The sequence below is a fragment of the Trichocoleus sp. AS-A1 genome (genome assembly GCF_039962015.1).
GTDB lineage: Bacteria > Cyanobacteriota > Cyanobacteriia > Cyanobacteriales > FACHB-T130 > FACHB-T130.
On sequence record NZ_JAMPKG010000056.1, the window covers coordinates 1 to 18,706 of the forward strand.

The 18,706-nt window shown below is 47.5% G+C and carries 17 protein-coding genes and 1 pseudogene; 12 read left to right on the forward strand and 6 right to left on the reverse strand.

Annotated elements, in window-relative coordinates; genetic code table 11:
- Positions 1-276: 276 nt before the first annotated feature.
- Together NC994_RS25765 and ychF are read right to left on the reverse strand one after the other, a co-directional pair.
- Complete coding sequence (locus tag NC994_RS25765; RefSeq protein WP_190432278.1) at positions 277-1,212, reverse strand: hypothetical protein; 936 nt, start codon at positions 1,210-1,212, stop codon at positions 277-279.
- A 215-nt stretch (positions 1,213-1,427) separates the two neighbouring features.
- Positions 1,428-2,519 carry a redox-regulated ATPase YchF gene (gene ychF, locus NC994_RS25770; protein WP_190432280.1) on the reverse strand — a complete coding sequence of 364 codons (1,092 nt, stop codon included), beginning with the start codon at positions 2,517-2,519 and terminating at the stop codon, positions 1,428-1,430.
- 85 nt (positions 2,520-2,604) lie between these two features.
- Here ychF and NC994_RS25775 point away from each other — a divergent pair, with 85 nt between their 5' ends.
- From NC994_RS25775 to NC994_RS25790, 4 genes are all read left to right on the forward strand, one after another.
- Positions 2,605-2,859 (forward strand): hypothetical protein, encoded by a 255-nt coding sequence (locus tag NC994_RS25775; RefSeq protein ID WP_190432282.1) that lies wholly within the window; start codon positions 2,605-2,607, stop codon positions 2,857-2,859.
- 271 nt (positions 2,860-3,130) lie between these two features.
- Positions 3,131-4,630 (forward strand): aminotransferase class I/II-fold pyridoxal phosphate-dependent enzyme, encoded by a 1,500-nt coding sequence (locus NC994_RS25780; RefSeq protein WP_190432284.1) that lies wholly within the window; start codon positions 3,131-3,133, stop codon positions 4,628-4,630.
- A gap of 110 nt (positions 4,631-4,740) precedes the next feature.
- The gene (gene cbiT / locus NC994_RS25785) at positions 4,741-5,331 is read left to right on the forward strand and encodes a precorrin-6Y C5,15-methyltransferase subunit CbiT (protein ID WP_190411764.1); all 591 of its coding nucleotides are present in this window, start codon (positions 4,741-4,743) and stop codon (positions 5,329-5,331) included.
- A gap of 277 nt (positions 5,332-5,608) precedes the next feature.
- Positions 5,609-6,481, forward strand: a complete 873-nt coding sequence (locus tag NC994_RS25790) for a phosphatidate cytidylyltransferase (RefSeq protein WP_190411763.1) — start codon at positions 5,609-5,611, stop codon at positions 6,479-6,481.
- A gap of 166 nt (positions 6,482-6,647) precedes the next feature.
- On the opposite strand, the gene NC994_RS25795 is transcribed toward NC994_RS25790, so the two are convergent.
- Positions 6,648-7,367, reverse strand: a complete 720-nt coding sequence (locus tag NC994_RS25795) for a DUF2993 domain-containing protein (RefSeq protein WP_190432286.1) — start codon at positions 7,365-7,367, stop codon at positions 6,648-6,650.
- 176 nt (positions 7,368-7,543) lie between these two features.
- Between NC994_RS25795 and NC994_RS25800 the strand changes: the two genes are divergently transcribed.
- The 3 genes from NC994_RS25800 to NC994_RS25810 are packed head-to-tail and all read left to right on the forward strand — an operon-like array spanning position 7,544 to position 9,347.
- Positions 7,544-8,332 (forward strand): pseudouridine synthase, encoded by a 789-nt coding sequence (locus NC994_RS25800; RefSeq protein WP_190411761.1) that lies wholly within the window; start codon positions 7,544-7,546, stop codon positions 8,330-8,332.
- Positions 8,329-9,132, forward strand: a complete 804-nt coding sequence (locus tag NC994_RS25805) for a RodZ domain-containing protein (protein ID WP_190411760.1) — start codon at positions 8,329-8,331, stop codon at positions 9,130-9,132. The genes NC994_RS25800 and NC994_RS25805 overlap by 4 nt, the downstream gene beginning before the upstream one ends.
- Positions 9,132-9,347, forward strand: a complete 216-nt coding sequence (locus tag NC994_RS25810; protein WP_190411759.1) for a hypothetical protein — start codon at positions 9,132-9,134, stop codon at positions 9,345-9,347. Before NC994_RS25805 ends, NC994_RS25810 begins: the two co-directional genes overlap by 1 nt.
- Here the strand turns inward: NC994_RS25810 and malQ are convergent.
- Positions 9,303-10,814, reverse strand: a complete 1,512-nt coding sequence (malQ, locus tag NC994_RS25815; protein WP_190411758.1) for a 4-alpha-glucanotransferase — start codon at positions 10,812-10,814, stop codon at positions 9,303-9,305. The two genes, NC994_RS25810 and malQ, sit on opposite strands and share 45 nt — an antisense overlap.
- Positions 10,815-10,994: 180 nt before the next feature.
- Between malQ and NC994_RS25820 the strand changes: the two genes are divergently transcribed.
- Positions 10,995-11,426: an NUDIX hydrolase gene (locus tag NC994_RS25820; RefSeq protein WP_190411757.1), complete on the forward strand. Its 432-nt coding sequence runs from the start codon at positions 10,995-10,997 to the stop codon at positions 11,424-11,426.
- 88 nt (positions 11,427-11,514) lie between these two features.
- A pseudogene (locus NC994_RS25825) lies at positions 11,515-12,888 on the forward strand (aminopeptidase P family protein); the annotation flags it as partial.
- Positions 12,889-13,563: 675 nt separating this feature from the next.
- On the opposite strand, the gene NC994_RS25830 reads toward NC994_RS25825, so the two are convergent.
- Positions 13,564-15,012 (reverse strand): MFS transporter, encoded by a 1,449-nt coding sequence (locus tag NC994_RS25830; protein ID WP_190432290.1) that lies wholly within the window; start codon positions 15,010-15,012, stop codon positions 13,564-13,566.
- Positions 15,013-15,147: 135 nt separating this feature from the next.
- On the opposite strand from NC994_RS25830, the gene NC994_RS25835 reads away from it, so the two are divergent.
- Complete coding sequence (locus tag NC994_RS25835) at positions 15,148-15,675, forward strand: phosphoribosyltransferase (RefSeq protein ID WP_190427180.1); 528 nt, start codon at positions 15,148-15,150, stop codon at positions 15,673-15,675.
- Here the strand turns inward: NC994_RS25835 and NC994_RS25840 are convergent.
- Positions 15,661-16,602, reverse strand: a complete 942-nt coding sequence (locus NC994_RS25840) for an AEC family transporter (RefSeq protein ID WP_190432292.1) — start codon at positions 16,600-16,602, stop codon at positions 15,661-15,663. The genes NC994_RS25835 and NC994_RS25840 overlap by 15 nt on opposite strands.
- 240 nt (positions 16,603-16,842) lie before the next feature.
- Here NC994_RS25840 and NC994_RS25845 point away from each other — a divergent pair, with 240 nt between their 5' ends.
- Positions 16,843-17,676: a M15 family metallopeptidase gene (locus NC994_RS25845; protein ID WP_190432294.1), complete on the forward strand. Its 834-nt coding sequence runs from the start codon at positions 16,843-16,845 to the stop codon at positions 17,674-17,676.
- Between the two features lie 79 nt (positions 17,677-17,755).
- A complete protein-coding gene (locus NC994_RS25850) occupies positions 17,756-18,442 on the forward strand; it encodes an ATP-dependent Zn protease (RefSeq protein WP_190432296.1) in 687 nt (228 codons plus the stop codon).
- The last annotated feature ends 264 nt before the right edge of the window (positions 18,443-18,706 follow it).

Consider the following 18,706-nt stretch of genomic DNA (forward strand, 5'->3'; position numbering starts at 1 on the left):
TGTGCATTTAAGCGGATCATGTGGGCGCGGTCGCGCGTCCGTTGCGGCACGGTTTGAGCAACTCGCAACTCGCTTAACATTGAGTCCTCTGCTTCGCTTAAGATAATCCGAATAGGAGCAGGCATAAATAATGGAAAACTTCGTTTAGGGGCTTTATGCCATCTTATATTTAATTAGTCCCAGCTACTTAGTTCTGCGATTGCTCTTTCGTAGTACCCCAGTGGCGTTTTCCAGTCACCAGCACCAGCTTTACTCATAAAAAACCTCTTTCTTATTTTATGTATCCTCTTTATCTGTCAAAAATCGCTGCGACTTCTCAGGCTTTAGCAAAAGAGGTTCGGTAGAATTATAAGTCTTGATTGTTCCGCGCCAAAACTCACAAAGTACGCCATATTTAAGCCAATCTTGAATAGCTATCCTTTTCAACTCCGGAGATTTTTTCACTAAAGCAGCCATCATCGCTGCATTGTGTTGAAGTTGCCCATAAATCTTCAGTACATCGTCAATAGAACTTTTCTCATTCAACTTGCTCAATTCATAGCATTCGCTTAGTTCATAAAGTTCAATATCCGAAAGCCTAGCACCCGGCTTCAATCCAATTTTGAGCCTCTGTCTACATTTATCAAAAGGATTCGGCAAAGCGTGAGCTAAATGCTTCTTTAACTCATTCCGAATCTGTTCAAGTTTCCCGTCTATCGCTTCGTCTATCTTATCTACAAGCTGATTAGCATCTTTAAATAATTTTTCTTCTAGCAAATTAATTTCCGCCAACATTGGTGCGATTAACTTGTTATTAATTTCTCCGGGAGTAAATTGACTACCTAACTTTAAGGCTTCCATTACTACTAAAGAAATTTGGTTGATTCGATTTTCTAAATAGTTGTCAGCTATTCTGATAGTTTCTCTTACATCTCTAAGCGCTGCTACTCGCACTTGATTAATGTTTTCTAAAGCATCCTTTACTTTTTCATCACTCTGGTTGAGTAGAGATTCGATATCACCTATCGTCTTAGTTTCTAATTCCTCCATTTCATTTTTTGCTTGTTTGATTCGGTTTTGAGCTATGTAATCAAGCTTGTCAGCTAAAGGATATAGTTTTTCATCAAACAATTCACCTATTTCTTTCCCTGCCGATTTTACGAAATCCTGCGAAACGTTTTTAGAAGCACGTTCTAATTTTTTAATAAAATCTCCAAAGAGCCATCCCAGCATTTCTTACCATCCTTGCATCGCTAAGCTGGCAGCAAACTTCATCAAAGTCTATCTCACTAGCTGCTTTTGCGGTTTCAGTACAAATACTGAAAAACCCGATTTCTATAAGAAACCGGGTTTTTAGAAACGCGATAAAACGACATTTCTACACAAAATCAGAGAGGGGGCTAAAATGCGTCAAGCCACTTATCGATAATGAAGTTGATAATGCTAATCTACACATTAAACCGGAACAGCATTACATCGCCTTCTTTGACAATATATTCCTTCCCTTCACTACGGACTAAGCCTTTTTCCTTCGCAGCATTCATGGAACCAGTTGTTACTAAATCTTGGTAAGCAACTGTCTCCGCCCGAATAAAACCGCGTTCAAAATCAGAGTGAATGACTCCTGCTGCTTGGGGTGCTGTCATTCCGGCATGAATCGTCCAAGCGCGAGTTTCTTTTGGACCAGTTGTAAAGTAGGTACGCAAGCCTAAAAGTTCGTAAGTGGCGCGAATCAGAGATTTTAATCCGCCTTCTTCCACTCCAAGAGAACCCAGAAATTCAGCTTTATCTTCTTCTGGCAATTCGACTAATTCCGCTTCCACTTGGGCAGAAACAATGACGACTTGTGCGTTTTCTTGAGCCGCAATTTCCCGCACTTGTTCTACATATTTATTGCCTGTTGCCAAATCATCCTCAGAGACGTTGGCAGCATAAATAATTGGTTTGCCTGTGAGCAATCCTAATCCTTTGAGCGATTCAGCTTCTTCTTCATTTAAGTTAGCCCGCCGCGCTGGTTTGCCTTCATTTAATAAAGCGCTCAATTTTTCTAGCGCAGCGAGTTCAATCTGTCCTTCTTTGCTAGTACGGGCAGCTTTGCGAGTGCGCTCAATACGTCGCTCTACTTGAGATAAATCTGCTAAAGCCAGCTCCAAATTAATAATGTCAATATCTCGCGCTGGATCAACAGATCCGGCAACGTGGATAATGTCATCATTCTCGAAACATCGCACTACATGAACAATGGCATCAACTTCTCGAATGTGGGACAAAAATTGATTACCCAGTCCTTCCCCCTGACTAGCACCTTTCACTAAACCAGCAATATCCACAAACTCAACCCGTGTCGGGATAATTTGCGCCGAACTGGAAATATTCGCCAGGGCGTTTAACCGTTCATCTGGCACCGACACGACACCAACATTGGGTTCGATGGTGCAAAAAGGGAAATTGGCAGCTTCAGCCTTGGCATTGGCAACCAAGGCGTTAAATAAGGTAGATTTTCCGACGTTGGGAAGTCCGACAATTCCGGCTCTAAGCATCTTAGTTCAAGAGGTAAAACTGGGTAGAATCAATTAGATAGGTTCAGGAATCGGTTGAGGAATCGGACCTGGAACCGGCTGGGGAATGGGCGCTGGCACTGGCTCTGGCACAGGTGAGGGAATCGGCTGGGGAACGGGGGCTGGCACTGGCTCTGGCACAGGTGAGGGAATGGGTTCTGGTACAGGTCCCGGTACGGGTTCTGGTACTTCTGGCGGCGATCCAGGAATCGGATTAGGCTCCGATCCGGGGATCGGGCTGGGGATGGTTGGTTGGGGGATAGGATTAGGACTGGGATTAATCATGGCGATCGCATTGAACAATTTAACCCTATCAAAATAGGTAAGAACGCATAACAATGACATCCCCCGGAATAACGACATTCCGTGACACTTACACTTGAAGATTCATCCAACCGCATCCAAACTCATTACTGTAGCAGGTATTGAGAACGCATTAACTCGTCTGCGATCGCTTTTCGATGCAAGTTGAACTGCCCCTACGAAATTGTTGGGCAGAAACGATCTATCCTAAACCGGCAAAGGCAAAAAGCGCTCGGATTTTCTCCCCCGCTTAGCTTCCGGATATCACCGATTTTAGAAAAATTTCCAGCATGGATTTTATCCCAGGGTCTCAAACAACTACCCCATTAGTGGACGCCCTTCAAGCGTGCGCCAAGAAGCATCATGCACCCTTTTACACGCCCGGGCACAAGCGGGGGCAAGGAATTTCCCAGCGGTTAGCGGATTTGCTCGGAACCGCCGTGTTTCCAGCAGATTTACCAGAATTACCGGAGTTGGATAACTTGTTTGCCCCAGAAGGCGTGATCCAAGAAGCCCAGGAACTGGCAGCGGCGGCGTTTGGGGCAGAACGCACTTGGTTTTTGGTCAATGGTTCGACTTGTGGATTAATGGCGGCAATTTTAGCTACCTGTGGTGAGGGAGACAAAATTATTCTGCCTCGGAATATTCATTCCTCGGCAATCCACGGCTTAATCCTTTCGGGTGCGATTCCGATTTTTGTGAATCCAGAATACGACCTGGAGCTAAATATTGCCCACAGCATCACCCCATCGGCGGTAGCAGATGCCCTGCAACAGCATCCGGACACCAAGGCGGTGATGATGGTTTACCCGACTTACTATGGCGTTTGCGGGGATATCAGAGCGATCGCGCAAATTGCTCATCAGCACGGTATCCCTTTGCTCGTAGACGAAGCCCACGGTGCCCATTTTGCCTTTCATCCAGATTTGCCCACTTCTGCCCTCGCCGATGGAGCCGACTTAACGGTACAATCCACCCACAAGGTACTGGGGGCACTCACCCAGGCATCAATGCTGCACGTCCAAGGCAATCGAGTTAATTGCGATCGCTTGAGCAAAGCTTTACAACTGGTACAATCTACCAGCCCGAGCTATTTGTTGCTGGCTTCGCTGGATGCAGCGCGTCAGCAAATGGCATTGCACGGGGAAGCGCTAATGGCGAAAACCTTACAGTTAGCTGAGGAAGCGATTACCCAAATTAGCCAAATTTCTGGGTTATCCGTGTTAAAAACTGCCAAAACACCGGGTTTTGTTGCCCTTGACAAAACCCGGCTGAGTGTTAAGGTTTCTGACTTAGGTTGGACGGGATTTGAAGCGGATGAAATTCTCCATCAACAGCTAGGCGTGACTGCTGAGTTACCATCGCTGCACAGTTTGACTTTTATCATCAGTTTGGGAAACACTCCATCTGATATTGTGCAGATGGTATCGGCACTCCGAATTTTAGTGCAGGAGCGATCGCCCACCACATCAATAGCCCCATACCTGGATGTCTTCACCCGGTGGAAAGCTGAATTTCTCCAGATTCATCCTTCATCCTTCGTGCTTCATCCTTCAATTTCCCCTCGCCAAGCATTTTTTTCCCAAACCCAAACGCTGCCAGTGGAAAAGACTGTAGAACGCATCAGCGCCGAACTCATTTGTCCCTATCCACCTGGAATTCCCGTGTTGATGCCTGGAGAAGCGATCGCTCCCTCCGCCTTGGATTACCTGCAACAGATTCTCGCCTTGGGTGGAAGTATTACGGGTTGTAGCGATCCGACCCTCAAAACGTTAAAGGTTGTTCGCTAATTGGAGACAGGCTTAAACTCAAAACTTAGACGCGAGCGATCGCCTCTCTAGTACTCAAAACTTCAGACGTGAGCGATCGCGTCTCTACTACTCAAAACTTAAAACTTTCTATGTGGCCCTACGTAACTCCTGGTATCCCAGATGACCTCTTCGAGCGGTTGCCCGGTATTCCCCTCAGCAAGCGCGAGGTGCGGTTGCTGTTGATTTCCTTACTCAGACTCAAACCCGATTCTGTGTTGTGGGATATTGGCGCGGGAACCGGCACGATCCCCGTAGAAACCGGCTTATTATGTCCGAAAGGTCGAATTATTGCCGTAGAACGCGATGAGGAAGTGGCAAGTTTGATTCGTCGTAACTGCGATCGCTTTGGGGTTCGTAATGTCGAAGTCGTTGAAGGAAGCGCCCCAGAGTGCCTAAAAGACTTACCCGTTCCCCCCCATCGGGTTTGCATCGAAGGCGGACAACCCATCAAGGATATTCTCAAGGTCGTTTGGCAATACTTAGAACCGCAAGGTAGGGTGGTTGCAACGGCGGCTAATCTAGAAAGTCTCTATGCCGTTTCCGAAGGCTTCGCCGAATTACAAGCTCGAAATATCGAGGTGGTTCAATCTGCCGTCAATCGTTTGGAAACGCGAGGCACCCATCAGATCTTTGCCGCAGTCAATCCAATTTTTATCTTGAGTGGCGAGAAACTGGATTGAAAATCTTAATCCTAAAGGCTAGAGCAGCATTCTTGACGATTGAGAACACAAAAATTCCCGTTAAGATGCGTACCATCAAGAAATTTATTTTTTGTCGGGATTGACGAACGGTGTCAGGAGAAATGAGCAGGATGCTGAAAAAAAGCGTTGGCTTTATTCTAAATTAACGGCAGCAATTGCCTAAATCTGTTTTAGATCGGTTAAAGTGTGCAAAAGTAATTCTTAATCTTATTAAGACTAGATTAACTTCGTTGTTGCGGTCTCAAGAGCGCATCTTATGCCTTGGTCTCGTATTTTTAGTGGAATCGTCGCGATCGCTGTCGCCCTCCTGATGCTCTTTTTTGGAGGATGGTTCTTTACAGTTGGTCTGTGCATCATCGTCTATCTCGGTCAGTTAGAGTATTTTCAGATGGCACGAGCCAAGGGCATGGCACCCGCTGGCAAAACTACTCTGGTAGTGAGCCAAGTTCTGTTAATCACAGCGTCTCTGGCACCAGCCTTGACAGATGCCATGTTTCCCCTGGCAGGAACGTTGATTTGTTTCTATCTTCTGTTTCAGCCCAAGCTTGCCACAATTGCCGATATTTCCGCCTCTATATTGGGGTTGTTCTACGGCGGCTATCTGCCCAGCTACTGGGTGCGCCTGCGCGTCGGACTCGCTCCCGCGATCGCGATTGCAGAGCCATTGAATGGCTATTTGCCCGCTTCCTGGCACGAACTTAGCACTTTGCCCCAAGGTTTGACGGCAACGCTTTTGGCCTTCCTCTGTATTTGGGCTGCTGATATCGGTGCTTACATCTTTGGTAAATTCTTTGGTCGCACGCGCCTTTCTGAGATTAGCCCCAAAAAGACTGTCGAAGGAGCTGTATTTGGGGTTCTTGGCAGTGTGGTAGTGGCAATTGCTGGAGCTTGGTATCTGAATTGGCCCAGTTGGCAGTTCAGTGGCTTGGCTTTAGGGCTGCTGGTTGGGATTGCGAGCTTGCTGGGAGACTTAACGGAGTCGATGATGAAGCGAGATGCTGGGGTAAAGGACTCAGGGCAACTGATTCCGGGTCACGGCGGCATTTTAGATCGGGCTGATAGTTACGTGTTTACCGCTCCCCTGGTGTATTATTTCGTCACACTCTTGTTACCTTTATTACCCCGCTAGAAAAGTCTTTCTACACGATTGGGGCACACGATAGAGGCAATTGGTAAGCAAAGTTTAGTAGTGAAAATCTCTTTTATCTGCCTCTTTTGTGTACCTCAGTCCTAGCCAACCCTCAGTCCTAACTCCTAAGTCCTCAGCCCTCAGTCCTAACTCCTAAGTCCTATTTTTATTCGGCTGGAATGACATTAATCCGCCCGCGACAAACTAACTGACCCGGAATCACAGTTAATTCCTGAATATCTAATTCTGGGCCTAAATCTATCTTGAATTCATCCAAATTGCCTCGGAGCAGTTCCTGTTGCGTCTCGATACAGGGGGACTCTAGAAGCAGTTCGTGAGGGCTAGCTAACTTTAGACCTGTCCGCAGCACTAGAGGTGTAGCGTTACCCGATGGGTCTGTTAAAGTGCCGCTGAGTTTCAAACTTTCCGGATCGATGGTAATCTGTTGCCAACTGATTTGCTGGTCTTTTAAGATGTCAGCTGGGTGCGTTGGAACTGCTTGGAGTAGTGTCCCCAGTAAATCAGTTAAAGCAGTGGCGAATAAGGGTGCCTGGAGAGATGCCTTAAGGTCTGTCTCCTCTAGTATTAGCTCACCGGAAACGGGGATGGGTTCGAGAAGGCGTAAAGGTTTACCTCTAAGAACTTGACCCAGGTTGATGCGAATGTTTTCTCCGGTTAACTGAATGCGTGACAGATGCAGTCCTTGATACACTGCATGGTTGGCGGCAATAAAAACTTGAGGGATATAACCTGTAAGGATTTGGCGATCGCCTCCGGAAATTTTAAACTGGAGGTTTTCAACTTGCGAAACTTGCGATCGCAACCACAGCCGCAACGCTGGTGATAATGTTGTGCTGATAATCCTGCTCCCTTGCTTAGATGTCAATGGCTTTCTTCCTGTAATATTTGTACATAGTCTAATTAGAGGTCAATTTTGGGTTTTAGACTGGCGATTCCTTCAAAATCCTAAATCTAAGATCAAAAATCCCTAATAGTCTAGCCGAGGCACTGCCTCAACAAGCTAAGCCCTAACCTTTATTCATTCGTCGCTCGATTTCGCCTATGGCCGAAAGGCTACAAAAAATTCTTTCCCAATGGGGTATTGCCTCCCGCCGCCAAGCTGAAAAAATGATTGAAGCAGGGCGCGTGCGGGTCAATGGTACTGTTGTGCATCTGGGGCAAACAGCAAATCCAGAACAAGACCGGATTGAAGTTGATGGCAAACTTGTACTCCCAGCTCATCGTCCTCAAATGCTCTATATCTTGCTTTACAAACCTGCTGGGGTAGTTTCTACGTGCCGCGATCCTCAAAAGCGCCGCACGATTCTTGATTTACTGCCTCCTGCACTCCGAGAAGGTCAGGGATTGCATCCAGTTGGACGTCTAGATGCCGAATCCACCGGCGCGTTATTGGTCACAAATGACGGTGAAATGACGCTACGCTTGACCCATCCGCGATATCATCTTCCTAAAACTTACCAAGTTTGGATTCAGGGTCATCCCCCAGAAGAGGTACTAAAATCCTGGCGTCAGGGTATTCTACTGTCAGGGAAAAAGACATTGCCTGCTCAAGTTCGCGTTTTGGATGTGCGGGGTTCTCAAACCTGCTTGGAAGTGATTCTTACAGAAGGGAGAAACCGACAAATTCGACGCATTGCCGAGCAACTGGGCTATCCCGTCATTCATCTACACCGTGCCGCGATTGGTCCCATTTGTTTAAAACGAACAGGGGAGCCTATGTTCCCTGGTACTTATCGTTTTCTTGAAGATTTTGAAATCAGTTTTCTACAAAACCAAGTCAATCTAACATCAATAGAAGTGCCAGCAGACATCAAGGAGCGCCGTGTATGAAGGAGAATCCACTTCATCTTCAACAGCAACAAATTGAGAAGCTAAAAGAACTGGGGTCTCGCCTCCGCCAGGTGCGTGAGGAACAATCTCTGTCCCTAGAGGAAGTTGGCGACAAAACCAGGATTCAAGTTCGTCTGCTCAAGGCAATTGAGGAAGGTAGGCGCGAAATCTTGCCTGAACCCGTCTATATTCAAGGCTTTATCAAGCGGTATGCTGATGCACTGGGATTAGATGGGGTAGAGTATTCTGACACTTTTCCCAGTGGGCCGATTTTCCAGCTTATTAAGCCGACCTGGCGGTATTATTTGCCATCAGCTCAGCTGCGACCGATTCACCTTTACTTGATCTATGTGTTTCTGGTGATTGGTGCAGTGAACGGTCTGTCTTACGTGGTGAATCGTCCGGCTTTAGAAGTAGGAAAGGGCGGGACTCAAGAGCGATCGCCTAGAGAGTCTCTCGCCAAAGCTAATGCAGCCAATACAGACTTGCAAGAAAAACTAGGGCCGTTTACCCCAGCAGTATTCAGCAGCAATACCAGTCAAACGGGTAAGCCGGTACGGGTTGGCGTAACCGTCAAAACCCCATCATGGATTCGGGTAGTGGTGGATGGCAAGACGCAGTTTGAGGGAACGCTCCCCCAAGGCACTCAGCGCATCTGGGTTGCAGAGGAGACACTGATTGTAAAAGCTGGTAATGCGGGTGGTATCCTAGTCGCTTTTAATGATGAAAAGGCAAAGAAACTGGGTGCCCCCGGTAAAGTTCGAGAAGTAACCTTTGCCGCTAATCCTCCTGGGTCTTAATGAGTGCTGAGAACTGTGAGGGTCGAGACGCGATCGCGTTTTTCTTCAAAGACACGCGATATACACCAGTGACGCAAGCGATCGCCCAAGCCCTCACCCCTCAGTCCTCACCTCTCGACCCCGATCCCTCAGTCCTCAGTCCTCAGTCCTCAGTCCTCAGCCCTCACCCCTCAGTCCTGATTCTTAATTGGGGCGCGACCGAAAGTTTCAGTTAGAGTTTTGAGACGATAGCCGATCTCTTGGTTCACGGCTTCAGGTCGATACCGCCACTCCCAATTTCCCTCTGCTTTACCGGGAAAATTCATTCGGGCATCGCCCCCCAATCCCAAAAGATCCTGAAAAGGAATAATTGCCTGATTTGCCACCGAAGCCATCGCCAGCCGGATCGCATCCCAGTGGATGCCGTCGGAACTGATGCAACCCACATAACGCAGGAGATTCTCCCTTTCATAGTCTGAAAGTTGATAGAACCAGCCTACCGTGGTGTCATTATCATGGGTGCCGGTGTAAACCACACAGTTGCGCGGATAGTTAAAAGGCAAAAAGCCGTTGCCAGAATCCGAACCAAAGGCAAACTGTAAAATCTTCATCCCCGGAAATTCAAACTTATCTCGCAGCGCCTCTACCTCTGGGGTAATCACGCCCAAATCCTCTGCCAGGATAGGAAGCTTGCCTAATTTATCGTTCAGTAGCTTAAAGAAAGCTTCTCCAGGAGCCTCAATCCACTCCCCATTCATAGCAGTCGTTTCGCCCTGCTTAACTGCCCAGTAGGCTTGGAAACCTCGGAAGTGGTCAATCCGAATAATGTCAATGTAATCTAACAAAGATTCAAAGCGCTGTATCCACCACTTAAAGTTTTGCTGCTGCAACTTTTCCCAGTTATAGACTGGATTGCCCCACAACTGGCCTGTGGCGCTGAAGTAGTCCGGTGGAACTCCAGCCATCAGCGCTGGTTCCCCCGTCTGTTCGTCCAAGCAAAAGATATCTGGATGCGACCAGACATCGGCACTATCGTGAGCCACATAAATTGGAATATCGCCAATAATCTCAATACTGCCCAAGTTGGCATAGCTTTTCAGTTGAGTCCATTGCCGGAAAAACTCAAACTGCAAGTATTTGTGGTAATAAATCTCATCATTCAGCCGCTGCCGCCACTGTTCTAAGGCTTCCGGTTGGCGTTTAGCAATTTCCGGTTCCCAGTTATACCAACTAGCGTGTCCCTGAGCTTCCCGGATCGCCATAAATAAGGCATAGTCATCAAGCCAATGAGCCGCCTTGCAAAAACTTGCAAATTCCTTTTGCTGTAAGGTTGATGCCTGGTTTTTAAAGTTTTCGCAGGCTTTAGCGAGCAAAGGCATTTTGGTCTGGATCGCCCGCTCAAAATCCACCCTGTCTAGGGAAAATTCTGGCAATCCAGAAAAATCATCCTCGGTAAGTAACCCCTCGTCGCGCAGCTTCTCAGGACTAATCAGTAAGGGATTTCCCGCCAATGCTGAATAGCACATATAGGGAGAATTGCCATAGCCGGTTGGTCCTAATGGCAAAACCTGCCAAAATTGCTGGGAACTCTCCACCAAAAAATCAATAAAGCGATAAGCTTCTAACCCGAGATCGCCGATGCCAAACCGGCTAGGAAAACAAGTGGGGTGTAGCAAAATGCCACTAGATCTAGGAAACGGCATAAATAACCTGATGGAGAGGATGCAAACGATTTGACATTATCACGGTACGCAGAAGTTTGACACTCACTCCTAGGGCGGGTTGCATTCGGTAATTCAACCGTCATAAATGACAGCGATCGCGGCAGAATAAATTCAGCCTTTTTTCCCTCGATCCCGCTCATTGGGGGCAATATATTCAGAATGACTTACCGAAACCCTGCTCCGACTGTCGATATCATTATTGAACTGATCGATCGACCGCATCGACCGATTGTATTGATTGAACGCCAAAATCCACCTTATGGTTGGGCAATTCCGGGTGGGTTTATTGATTACGGGGAGAAAGCAGAAGCGGCGGCGCGGCGTGAAGCGCAGGAAGAAATTAGCTTACAGGTGGAGTTAATTGAACAATTCCAGGTGTATTCCGATCCCAGCCGCGATCCGCGAAGTCACACGATGAGCGTTGTGTTTATCGCAACGGCAACGGGCGAACCTCAAGCTGCTGATGATGCCAAGGCGGTTGGAATTTTTGAATCTTGGCGAATTCCCACGGATTTATGCTTCGATCACGGCAAAATCCTGCATGATTATTGGCGCTATCGGCATTACGGGATACGCCCTCAATTATCTTGAGGCGGTCTATAGCCAATGGGTAATGGCTTTTTAGCTCAGGTTAAACTTAAATACAAAAGGGATAAGCCATAAACTGCCGCTACTCGCTATGATGCAACTTCAGAGAAATCGCACGTTTGCCGCTACTCTGCTTCACCGGCGGCAGCGACTTGCCGAGTTAATTGATTTTCCAGTTATTCTCTGGTCTGGGCGTAGTAGTTCCCGAAATTATCCAGCCAATACTTTCCCATTTCGCGCCAGCAGTCATTTCCTCTATTTTGCGGGGGTACCTCTGGAAAATACGGCGATCCGACTCGAAGCTGGGAAATTAGAATTGTTTATGGATGATGAGTCTCCTACCAGTGCCCTCTGGCATGGAGAAATGCCGAAACGTGAGGAAATTGCCCAGGCGATTGGCGCGGATGCGGCATTTTCGATGGCAGAATTGGCGTCACGCTCAGCCGATGCTGCGACTATCTCCGTGCAGGATGCCGCGACTGGACAGCAACAAGCTCAGATAATGCAACGAGCGATCGCATCCGCAAATGCATCTCAGGGAATTGATGGGGAGTTAGCACGAGCCATTATATTTTTGCGACTCAGCCACGATGCAGGTGCTTTGGCAGAATTACGACAAGCTGCATCTGTCACCGTGGAAGCTCACTTAGCGGGAATGGCTGCCACATCCAGCGCCAAGTTGGAGGCAGGTGTGCGTGCGGCAATGGAGAGTGTCATCATCTCACAGAATATGAGCTGCGCTTACCCCAGTATCGTCACGGTTCACGGGGAGGTGCTCCACAATCAGCAGTATTGGCACCCCCTGCAATCGGGAGACTTGCTGCTGGCAGATGTGGGCGCTGAAACATCGATGGGCTGGGCAGCAGATGTCACACGCACTTGGCCTGTATCGGGGAAGTTTTCTTCTACCCAAAGAGACATCTATAATTTGGTTTTGGCGGCTCACGATGCTTGTATTGCCAAAATCCGCCCGGATGTGGAGTATCGGGAGATTCATCTACTGGCAGCGACTGCGATCGCCCAAGGGTTGGTGGATTTAGGCATTCTGCGGGGCAGTGCGGAAGATTTGGTAGAAATGGATGCTCATGCCTTGTTTTTCCCTCACGGAATCGGTCATTTAGTGGGTTTGGATGTCCACGATATGGAAGATTTGGGGGATTTGGCGGGGTATGAAGAGGGGAGAACTCGAAGCGATCGCTTTGGTTTAGCTTACCTGCGGCTCGATCGCCCCTTACGCGCTGGGATGTTAGTCACCATTGAGCCAGGATTCTATCAAGTTCCGGCAATTTTAAATGACCCCAATTTCCGAGCAAAATATCAGGATGTGGTGAATTGGGATCGCCTCTCTCAGTTTGAAGATGTGCGCGGGATTCGCATAGAAGATGATGTTCTAGTCACCCAATCAGGCAGCGAAGTTCTTACAGCAGCATTGCCAACCGATGCCGATGTAATTGAGTCTTTGGTTAAGAAGGAATCCCGCGTTTTCTTCGGAACCGGGCAACCAATGACTGGAAAAGCACCCGCCGGTATTCCCACTTTTATTAAGCGTTGTCGCGCAATTTTTGAACAAGTTAGTCCCCAATTGATGAAGGATTATCCTGACTGGTTTATCGCGATTGAGGCAGATAGCGGTGAGTATTTTCTGGATGTAGATCACAAGGTTGCCAAACAAAAGGCGCTTGAGAAATACCCGGATGGGTTAATTTCTACTTTACAACTGCTTAAATAAGTTCGTGCCGGTAAGAAATCCTTTAGGGAAAGGGTAAATAAAATTTTACCTTTTCCCCATTTGTTTTTTCTTAAAAGATTGATTGGCTTGATTTTGGACGTGTTGTAGCGATTCTTATGCTTAAATTAGCGATTAGCTAAATGAATGATGCTGGTATTCTATGCAATAATTCAAAACTTTAAAAAACAATTTTTTTGAAAAATGTATTGCAAACAACTACTAGCTATGCGTTGAAAAGGTATTCTTAAATAATGAAAATATATCTCAAAAAAATATTACTAGTCAGTTCTTCCTTATCAATTTCAGTTTACTAAAAAAAATCAATAAAGTCCATAATATTCAAAAAAAAACTTTTTTGAATGGGTGAATTTCTAACCCACCCATTCAAACCGAAAAGCTCATTGATAAGAGCTATTGAGCCTTTAATTTCCGTTCTTTCAGTTTCAGTAAGATATCGGCATGAACCTCACGAGTCAGAGGATAAAAGTATGCCAGGATTAATCCACAAATTAGGGCAATTGTTGGTAGAGGTCCGATGGCGATGCGAATCGCTAAAAGTGCAGAATCCGGTTGAATCGGGGCTAAGTTCTCTGGGGTAGACCGAATGTATTGATTCCACTCCAGGCTTTTCAAGACTAAAGCCACGGCAACAGCTAAACTGACTTTTTGCAAGAACACCATGAAGCTGTAAAAAATCCCTTCCCGCCGCTGTCCGGTTTTTAGTTCATCTAATTCAATCACATCTGGCAGCATCGACCACGGGATCAAATAAGCTGTAGAAACGCCAAAACCTGCCATCACTCCTAACACGTACATGAAAGCAATTTGACCGGGCTGTAAGAAAAACAATCCCGCCTGGGCAATAATCCACACGCTCATTCCCATAAAATATACGGCTTTTTTACCGTATCGCTGGCTAAGCTTACTCCAGATAAAGAGCATCAACAATGCTGTTCCCTGCACCGCTAGAATGACTTGGGCAACGACTGCATCGCTTAAGCGCATCCAACTGAGAACAAAATAAGGAATGATAGCTGCTGTGACCTGGACAGCTAACCAGGAACATAGATAAATTCCAACAACATATAAAAAAGGGCGATTGCTCAAAACAATCCGCACTTGTTGCAAAATTGGGAGGGAGACAGGTTGTTCAAAGGTGGGATTTTGTGCCGCCCTTGCCAAAATGCGATCGCGTGTCCCCCAAATACACCAATAAATCGGTAGGACCGATAAGATTGCACAAACGACACCCATCACCCAATATTGTTGGATGCGGTCATTCGGAATCAAAGCAGCGATGATTCCGAACACAATCACAGAGACGATACTTCCCCCAATCGAGAACGCAAACCGATAGCTGTTGAGATTGGTGCGTTCGTTGTAGTCCTGAGTCAGTTCTGGAGTTAGGGCAGTGTAGGGTAAATTAACAGCGGTGTAAAACGAATTAAACAAAATCGAAATGACAATGTAATACCAGAACAATCCCCATTGATTTGCAGAGTCATTGGCGCTAAATCGAGGAACTAGCCACTGCAAAAAGAACGTGATTCCAAACGGAATCGCCCCATATAACATCCAGGGAAGCCGACGCCCCCAGCGTGGCGAGTTTGTTCTGTCGCTAAGCACCCCGACAACCGGATCGTTCACCGCATCCCAAACCTTGCCAATCAGGAGAATCCAAGTCGCTAGTCCAGCGGCGATTCCGGCGACATCGGTCAGAAAATAGGCGGTATAAAACACCCCAATATTTGCGGTGATTGCAGCACCTACATCACCGGCACCATAAGCCAGTTTCGTACTTAACTTTAGCTTTTCGCTGTCGGGTGTCGCGGGGGAATGCTCAGAAGAGGAATCACTCATGGCAGTTGGCTGATGGCAGGGGGAAAGTTGAAAATTTCAAAAAAGTATCGCATCTGTCTCCCAAGAGCGGGAATTTTATAGCATTTGTTCTATAGCATTTGTACTGTTCTCTAAACCTGTTCAATTGTGCCTGTTATGCCAGAGCTTTACGTGTCATGGTCAGAGTACCACCAAAAAATCGAACAGTTGGCGGCAATCATCTATCAATCCGGCTGGGAGTTTAACCAGATTGTCTGCCTTGCCAGGGGCGGTCTACGGGTGGGTGATATTTTATCGCGAATTTACCACAAACCGTTGGCAATTTTAGCTGCCACTTCTTACGGTGGCACAGGCGATCGCTTTCGAGGTTCTCTCGCCTTTGCCCGCGACCTCACGATGACTTCCCCTCATCTGGGTAGCCGCATTCTCCTGGTGGATGACTTAGTGGATTCTGGCATCACCCTCCGGGAAGCCATTCCTTGGCTGAAACATCATTATGCGGCTGATGTCGAGCAGATTCGATCCGCCGTCATCTGGTACAAAGCTTGCTCTGTCATCGCGCCTGACTATTATGTGGACTATCTACCGGAAAACCCCTGGATTCATCAACCCTTTGAAAAATACGAACAGGTCGATCCGTCAGAGTTGGCCCAACGCTATGCTGCTGTTTCAGCGACCAAATAACACCAACCAAACCGGCAGAGTCAATAGGAGTCCTATCGTCCCGACAACCAGCGCCGTCACGGTTAAATCTCGGTCGAGATTGTAGGTTTCCGCCAAGATGAGGGTGGCAAACGCTGGAGGCATTGCCATCTGTAAAACAATGACTAGATGGGGTGCCCCACTCACACCCAGCAGCCCAACCCCAACGCCCAGTACCAGCGGAACTAGCAGCATTTTAATCCCCAAGCTCACAGATGCCGAAGGGAGGCTACCCCAGGAAGAAAGCTGGCTGAGGCGCATACCGATTAGCACCAAAGCCAGCGCCACTCCACTCCAAGCAATCATTTGCAGCAATTGTTCAGCGGGTTCGGGCAGGGGGAAGTTGCGAAAAACCAGCCCAAAGCCAAAACTCCACAGCGCTGGATTGATCAGCACTGCCTGTAGGGACGGGAAGACGCCCTTCTCTGCCCCAACCCCAAAACGAGCCGCCAAGACAACGCCCAAGCCGTAGGCTCCCAGCGTGGTGCCCATCAGGTCATAAAATAGCGCCCACCCAAAGTACTGCTGCCCGACGAGAGCGAGGGTAACGGGATAACCTAAGTAGCCGGTGTTCCCGACCATTGAGGCTAATAGAAAACTTCCTTGAGTGGATTTACTCCAAGCTTTTTTAGGGAATTGCGAGGCTTGTCTTCCCATCCAAAACCAGGCTAATCCGGCTCCCACCAAAATTGCCACCCAAGCGGCGACGGGTGCAATCCAAATTGGCCCAGATAAGTCAGCGTGACGCAGAAACGCCACAATGCCAAGCGGGACTCCAATCCAAAAGAGAAACTTCCCTAAATAGGTGGGAACTACTTTGGGCAGTTGGCGACCCAAAACCCATCCCAGCAAAATGCCACCACCTAGCCGGAAATAGAGTTCCAGCAGTTGAATTCCTATATTAGGCATCGTCTCATGGGTTGTCAGCAGAAGGTTTAGACTGACACCTGTACGATATGTCAGCCTCTATTCATGTTAAGCATCAGGGTTGATGACGAGGCATCTGGGAATACACGGCGGCTGTTGATATTCGCTCAGTCTAAAATACTTGTAAAGTTAGGTGTTGAGTCTCAGTGCCGTTGTTGGATATCTAAGAATTGATAACTAACCACAAAAACAACAGGAGTGGCTCTTTTGGAAAACGCGGGTATGCCTGAAAAACCACCCAAGTCGGCACTGCCGATAGACGATATTCCGGAGGCGTTGCGGGATACGCCGCACCTCAGCCGACACCACCGAAAGTGGCAGCCGATTCTCCTGTTAGCGGGTTCGTTGGGATTGGGAGCGATCGCGCTGATTATCGGTATCTTAGTCCCCCGTCCTGTATCCGAATCGGATGCATCAACGCCTGTCCAAAATCAGATTCCAGGCATTCAAACGCCTTCCGCTACACCAGAAGTTAATACTCTCTTTGGACACTTTCCCTACCAAGAAGCACCACAGTCCGAACTAGAGGCGATTACAGCGGATGGTCGCTTGAAAATGCGTAAAACTGCCGCCAGACAATATATAGCGATGGTAGCAGCGGCGCGAGCTTCCGGCGTTATCATTGTGCCAATTTCAGGATTTCGCTCGATTACCGAGCAGCAGCATTTATATTTTGACACCAAGGCGCAGCGCGGACAGTCAGCCGCCGAACGGGCAAAAGTGAGTGCGCCTCCTGGTCACAGCGAACATCATACTGGGTACGCGATAGACGTGGGTGATGGAAGAGTCCCCGCAACGAATCTCAGTCCTAACTTTGAGAAGACTGCGGCTTTTAAGTGGCTTCAGAAGAACGCCCCTTACTATAGCTTTGAGATATCGTTTCCCCGCAACAATCCCCAAGGCGTTAGTTATGAACCGTGGCACTGGCGCTATGTGGGCGATCGCGATAGTCTGGAAACATTTTATAAAGCCAAACGATTCGGAGGTGGGGCGCAGCCATCGGGCGATCGCTCTGTTGTGTCGCCGACCAATCCCAACCCCAATACTTCACCCTAGCCAGTAATTAAAAATTAAAAATGCAAAATTTAAAGCACCAGTTTTAATTTTTAATTCATCTACCTTAGACTTCAATATCATGCAACAAACTGCCCTAAATCTAATTGCCATTGGCGTCTTTGCAATGACGCTTTCTAGCTTGTTGGGGCCAATGTTGAACATATCACCGACAATCCCCGCGATCGCAACGATTAGCATTCTGGGACTGGCAACCCTAGATACCTTCAGCTTCCAAGGCAAAGGGAGCACAATCCTTTTGGAGTTGTTTGCAGGTGCTGACTCCAAATACCGCGATCGCGTATTGCGGCATGAAGCCGGTCATTTCCTCGTCGCCTACTTACTTGAAATTCCCATCACCGGCTACACGCTTAGCGCCTGGGAAACCGTTAGACAAGGAAATCCTGGGCAAGGTGGAGTAATATTTGATACCCAAAAATTGCAGCAAGAAATGACAAGCCCTTGGGAGATGCAAGTCATCCTGGATCGATTCTGCACCGTCTGGATGGCAGGCATCGCCGCCGAGATTTTGGCATACGGTAGCGCCGAGGGAGGCGCAGAAGACCGGCATAAAATTAGAGAGGCGCTGACACAGTTAGGACGGCAGGAAAGCGGCGCTCAGCAGAAAGAGCGTGCCAGTGCGCTGCAAGCACGTACCCTGATTGAGGAAAACTATCCTGCCTACGAAGCCCTGGTAGCGAAGATGGAACAACGTGCTTCAGTTGAGGAGTGCTATCAGGTGCTTCAGCAACATACGGTTAGAAGTTAGTCGTTCCTAATTAGTAGTCATTAATCAATTACCAATTTATAGAATTAATGGGAAGTTTTTGGCTCTGTATCCTAGACTTCACCTACTTTTTTTGATATACTAACTTTGATAAGGAAGAAATAAGCTTTAATAAAAGTTTTATGCGAATTTCTATTATTTAAGTATACTCTTTTCATCCCAAATAAGTAGTAATTTCCAATACACTTCTCGTTGTTTTTAACAGGTAAAAATTGAGGGAGAGAATTTCTAGCTTTTCCGCAATTC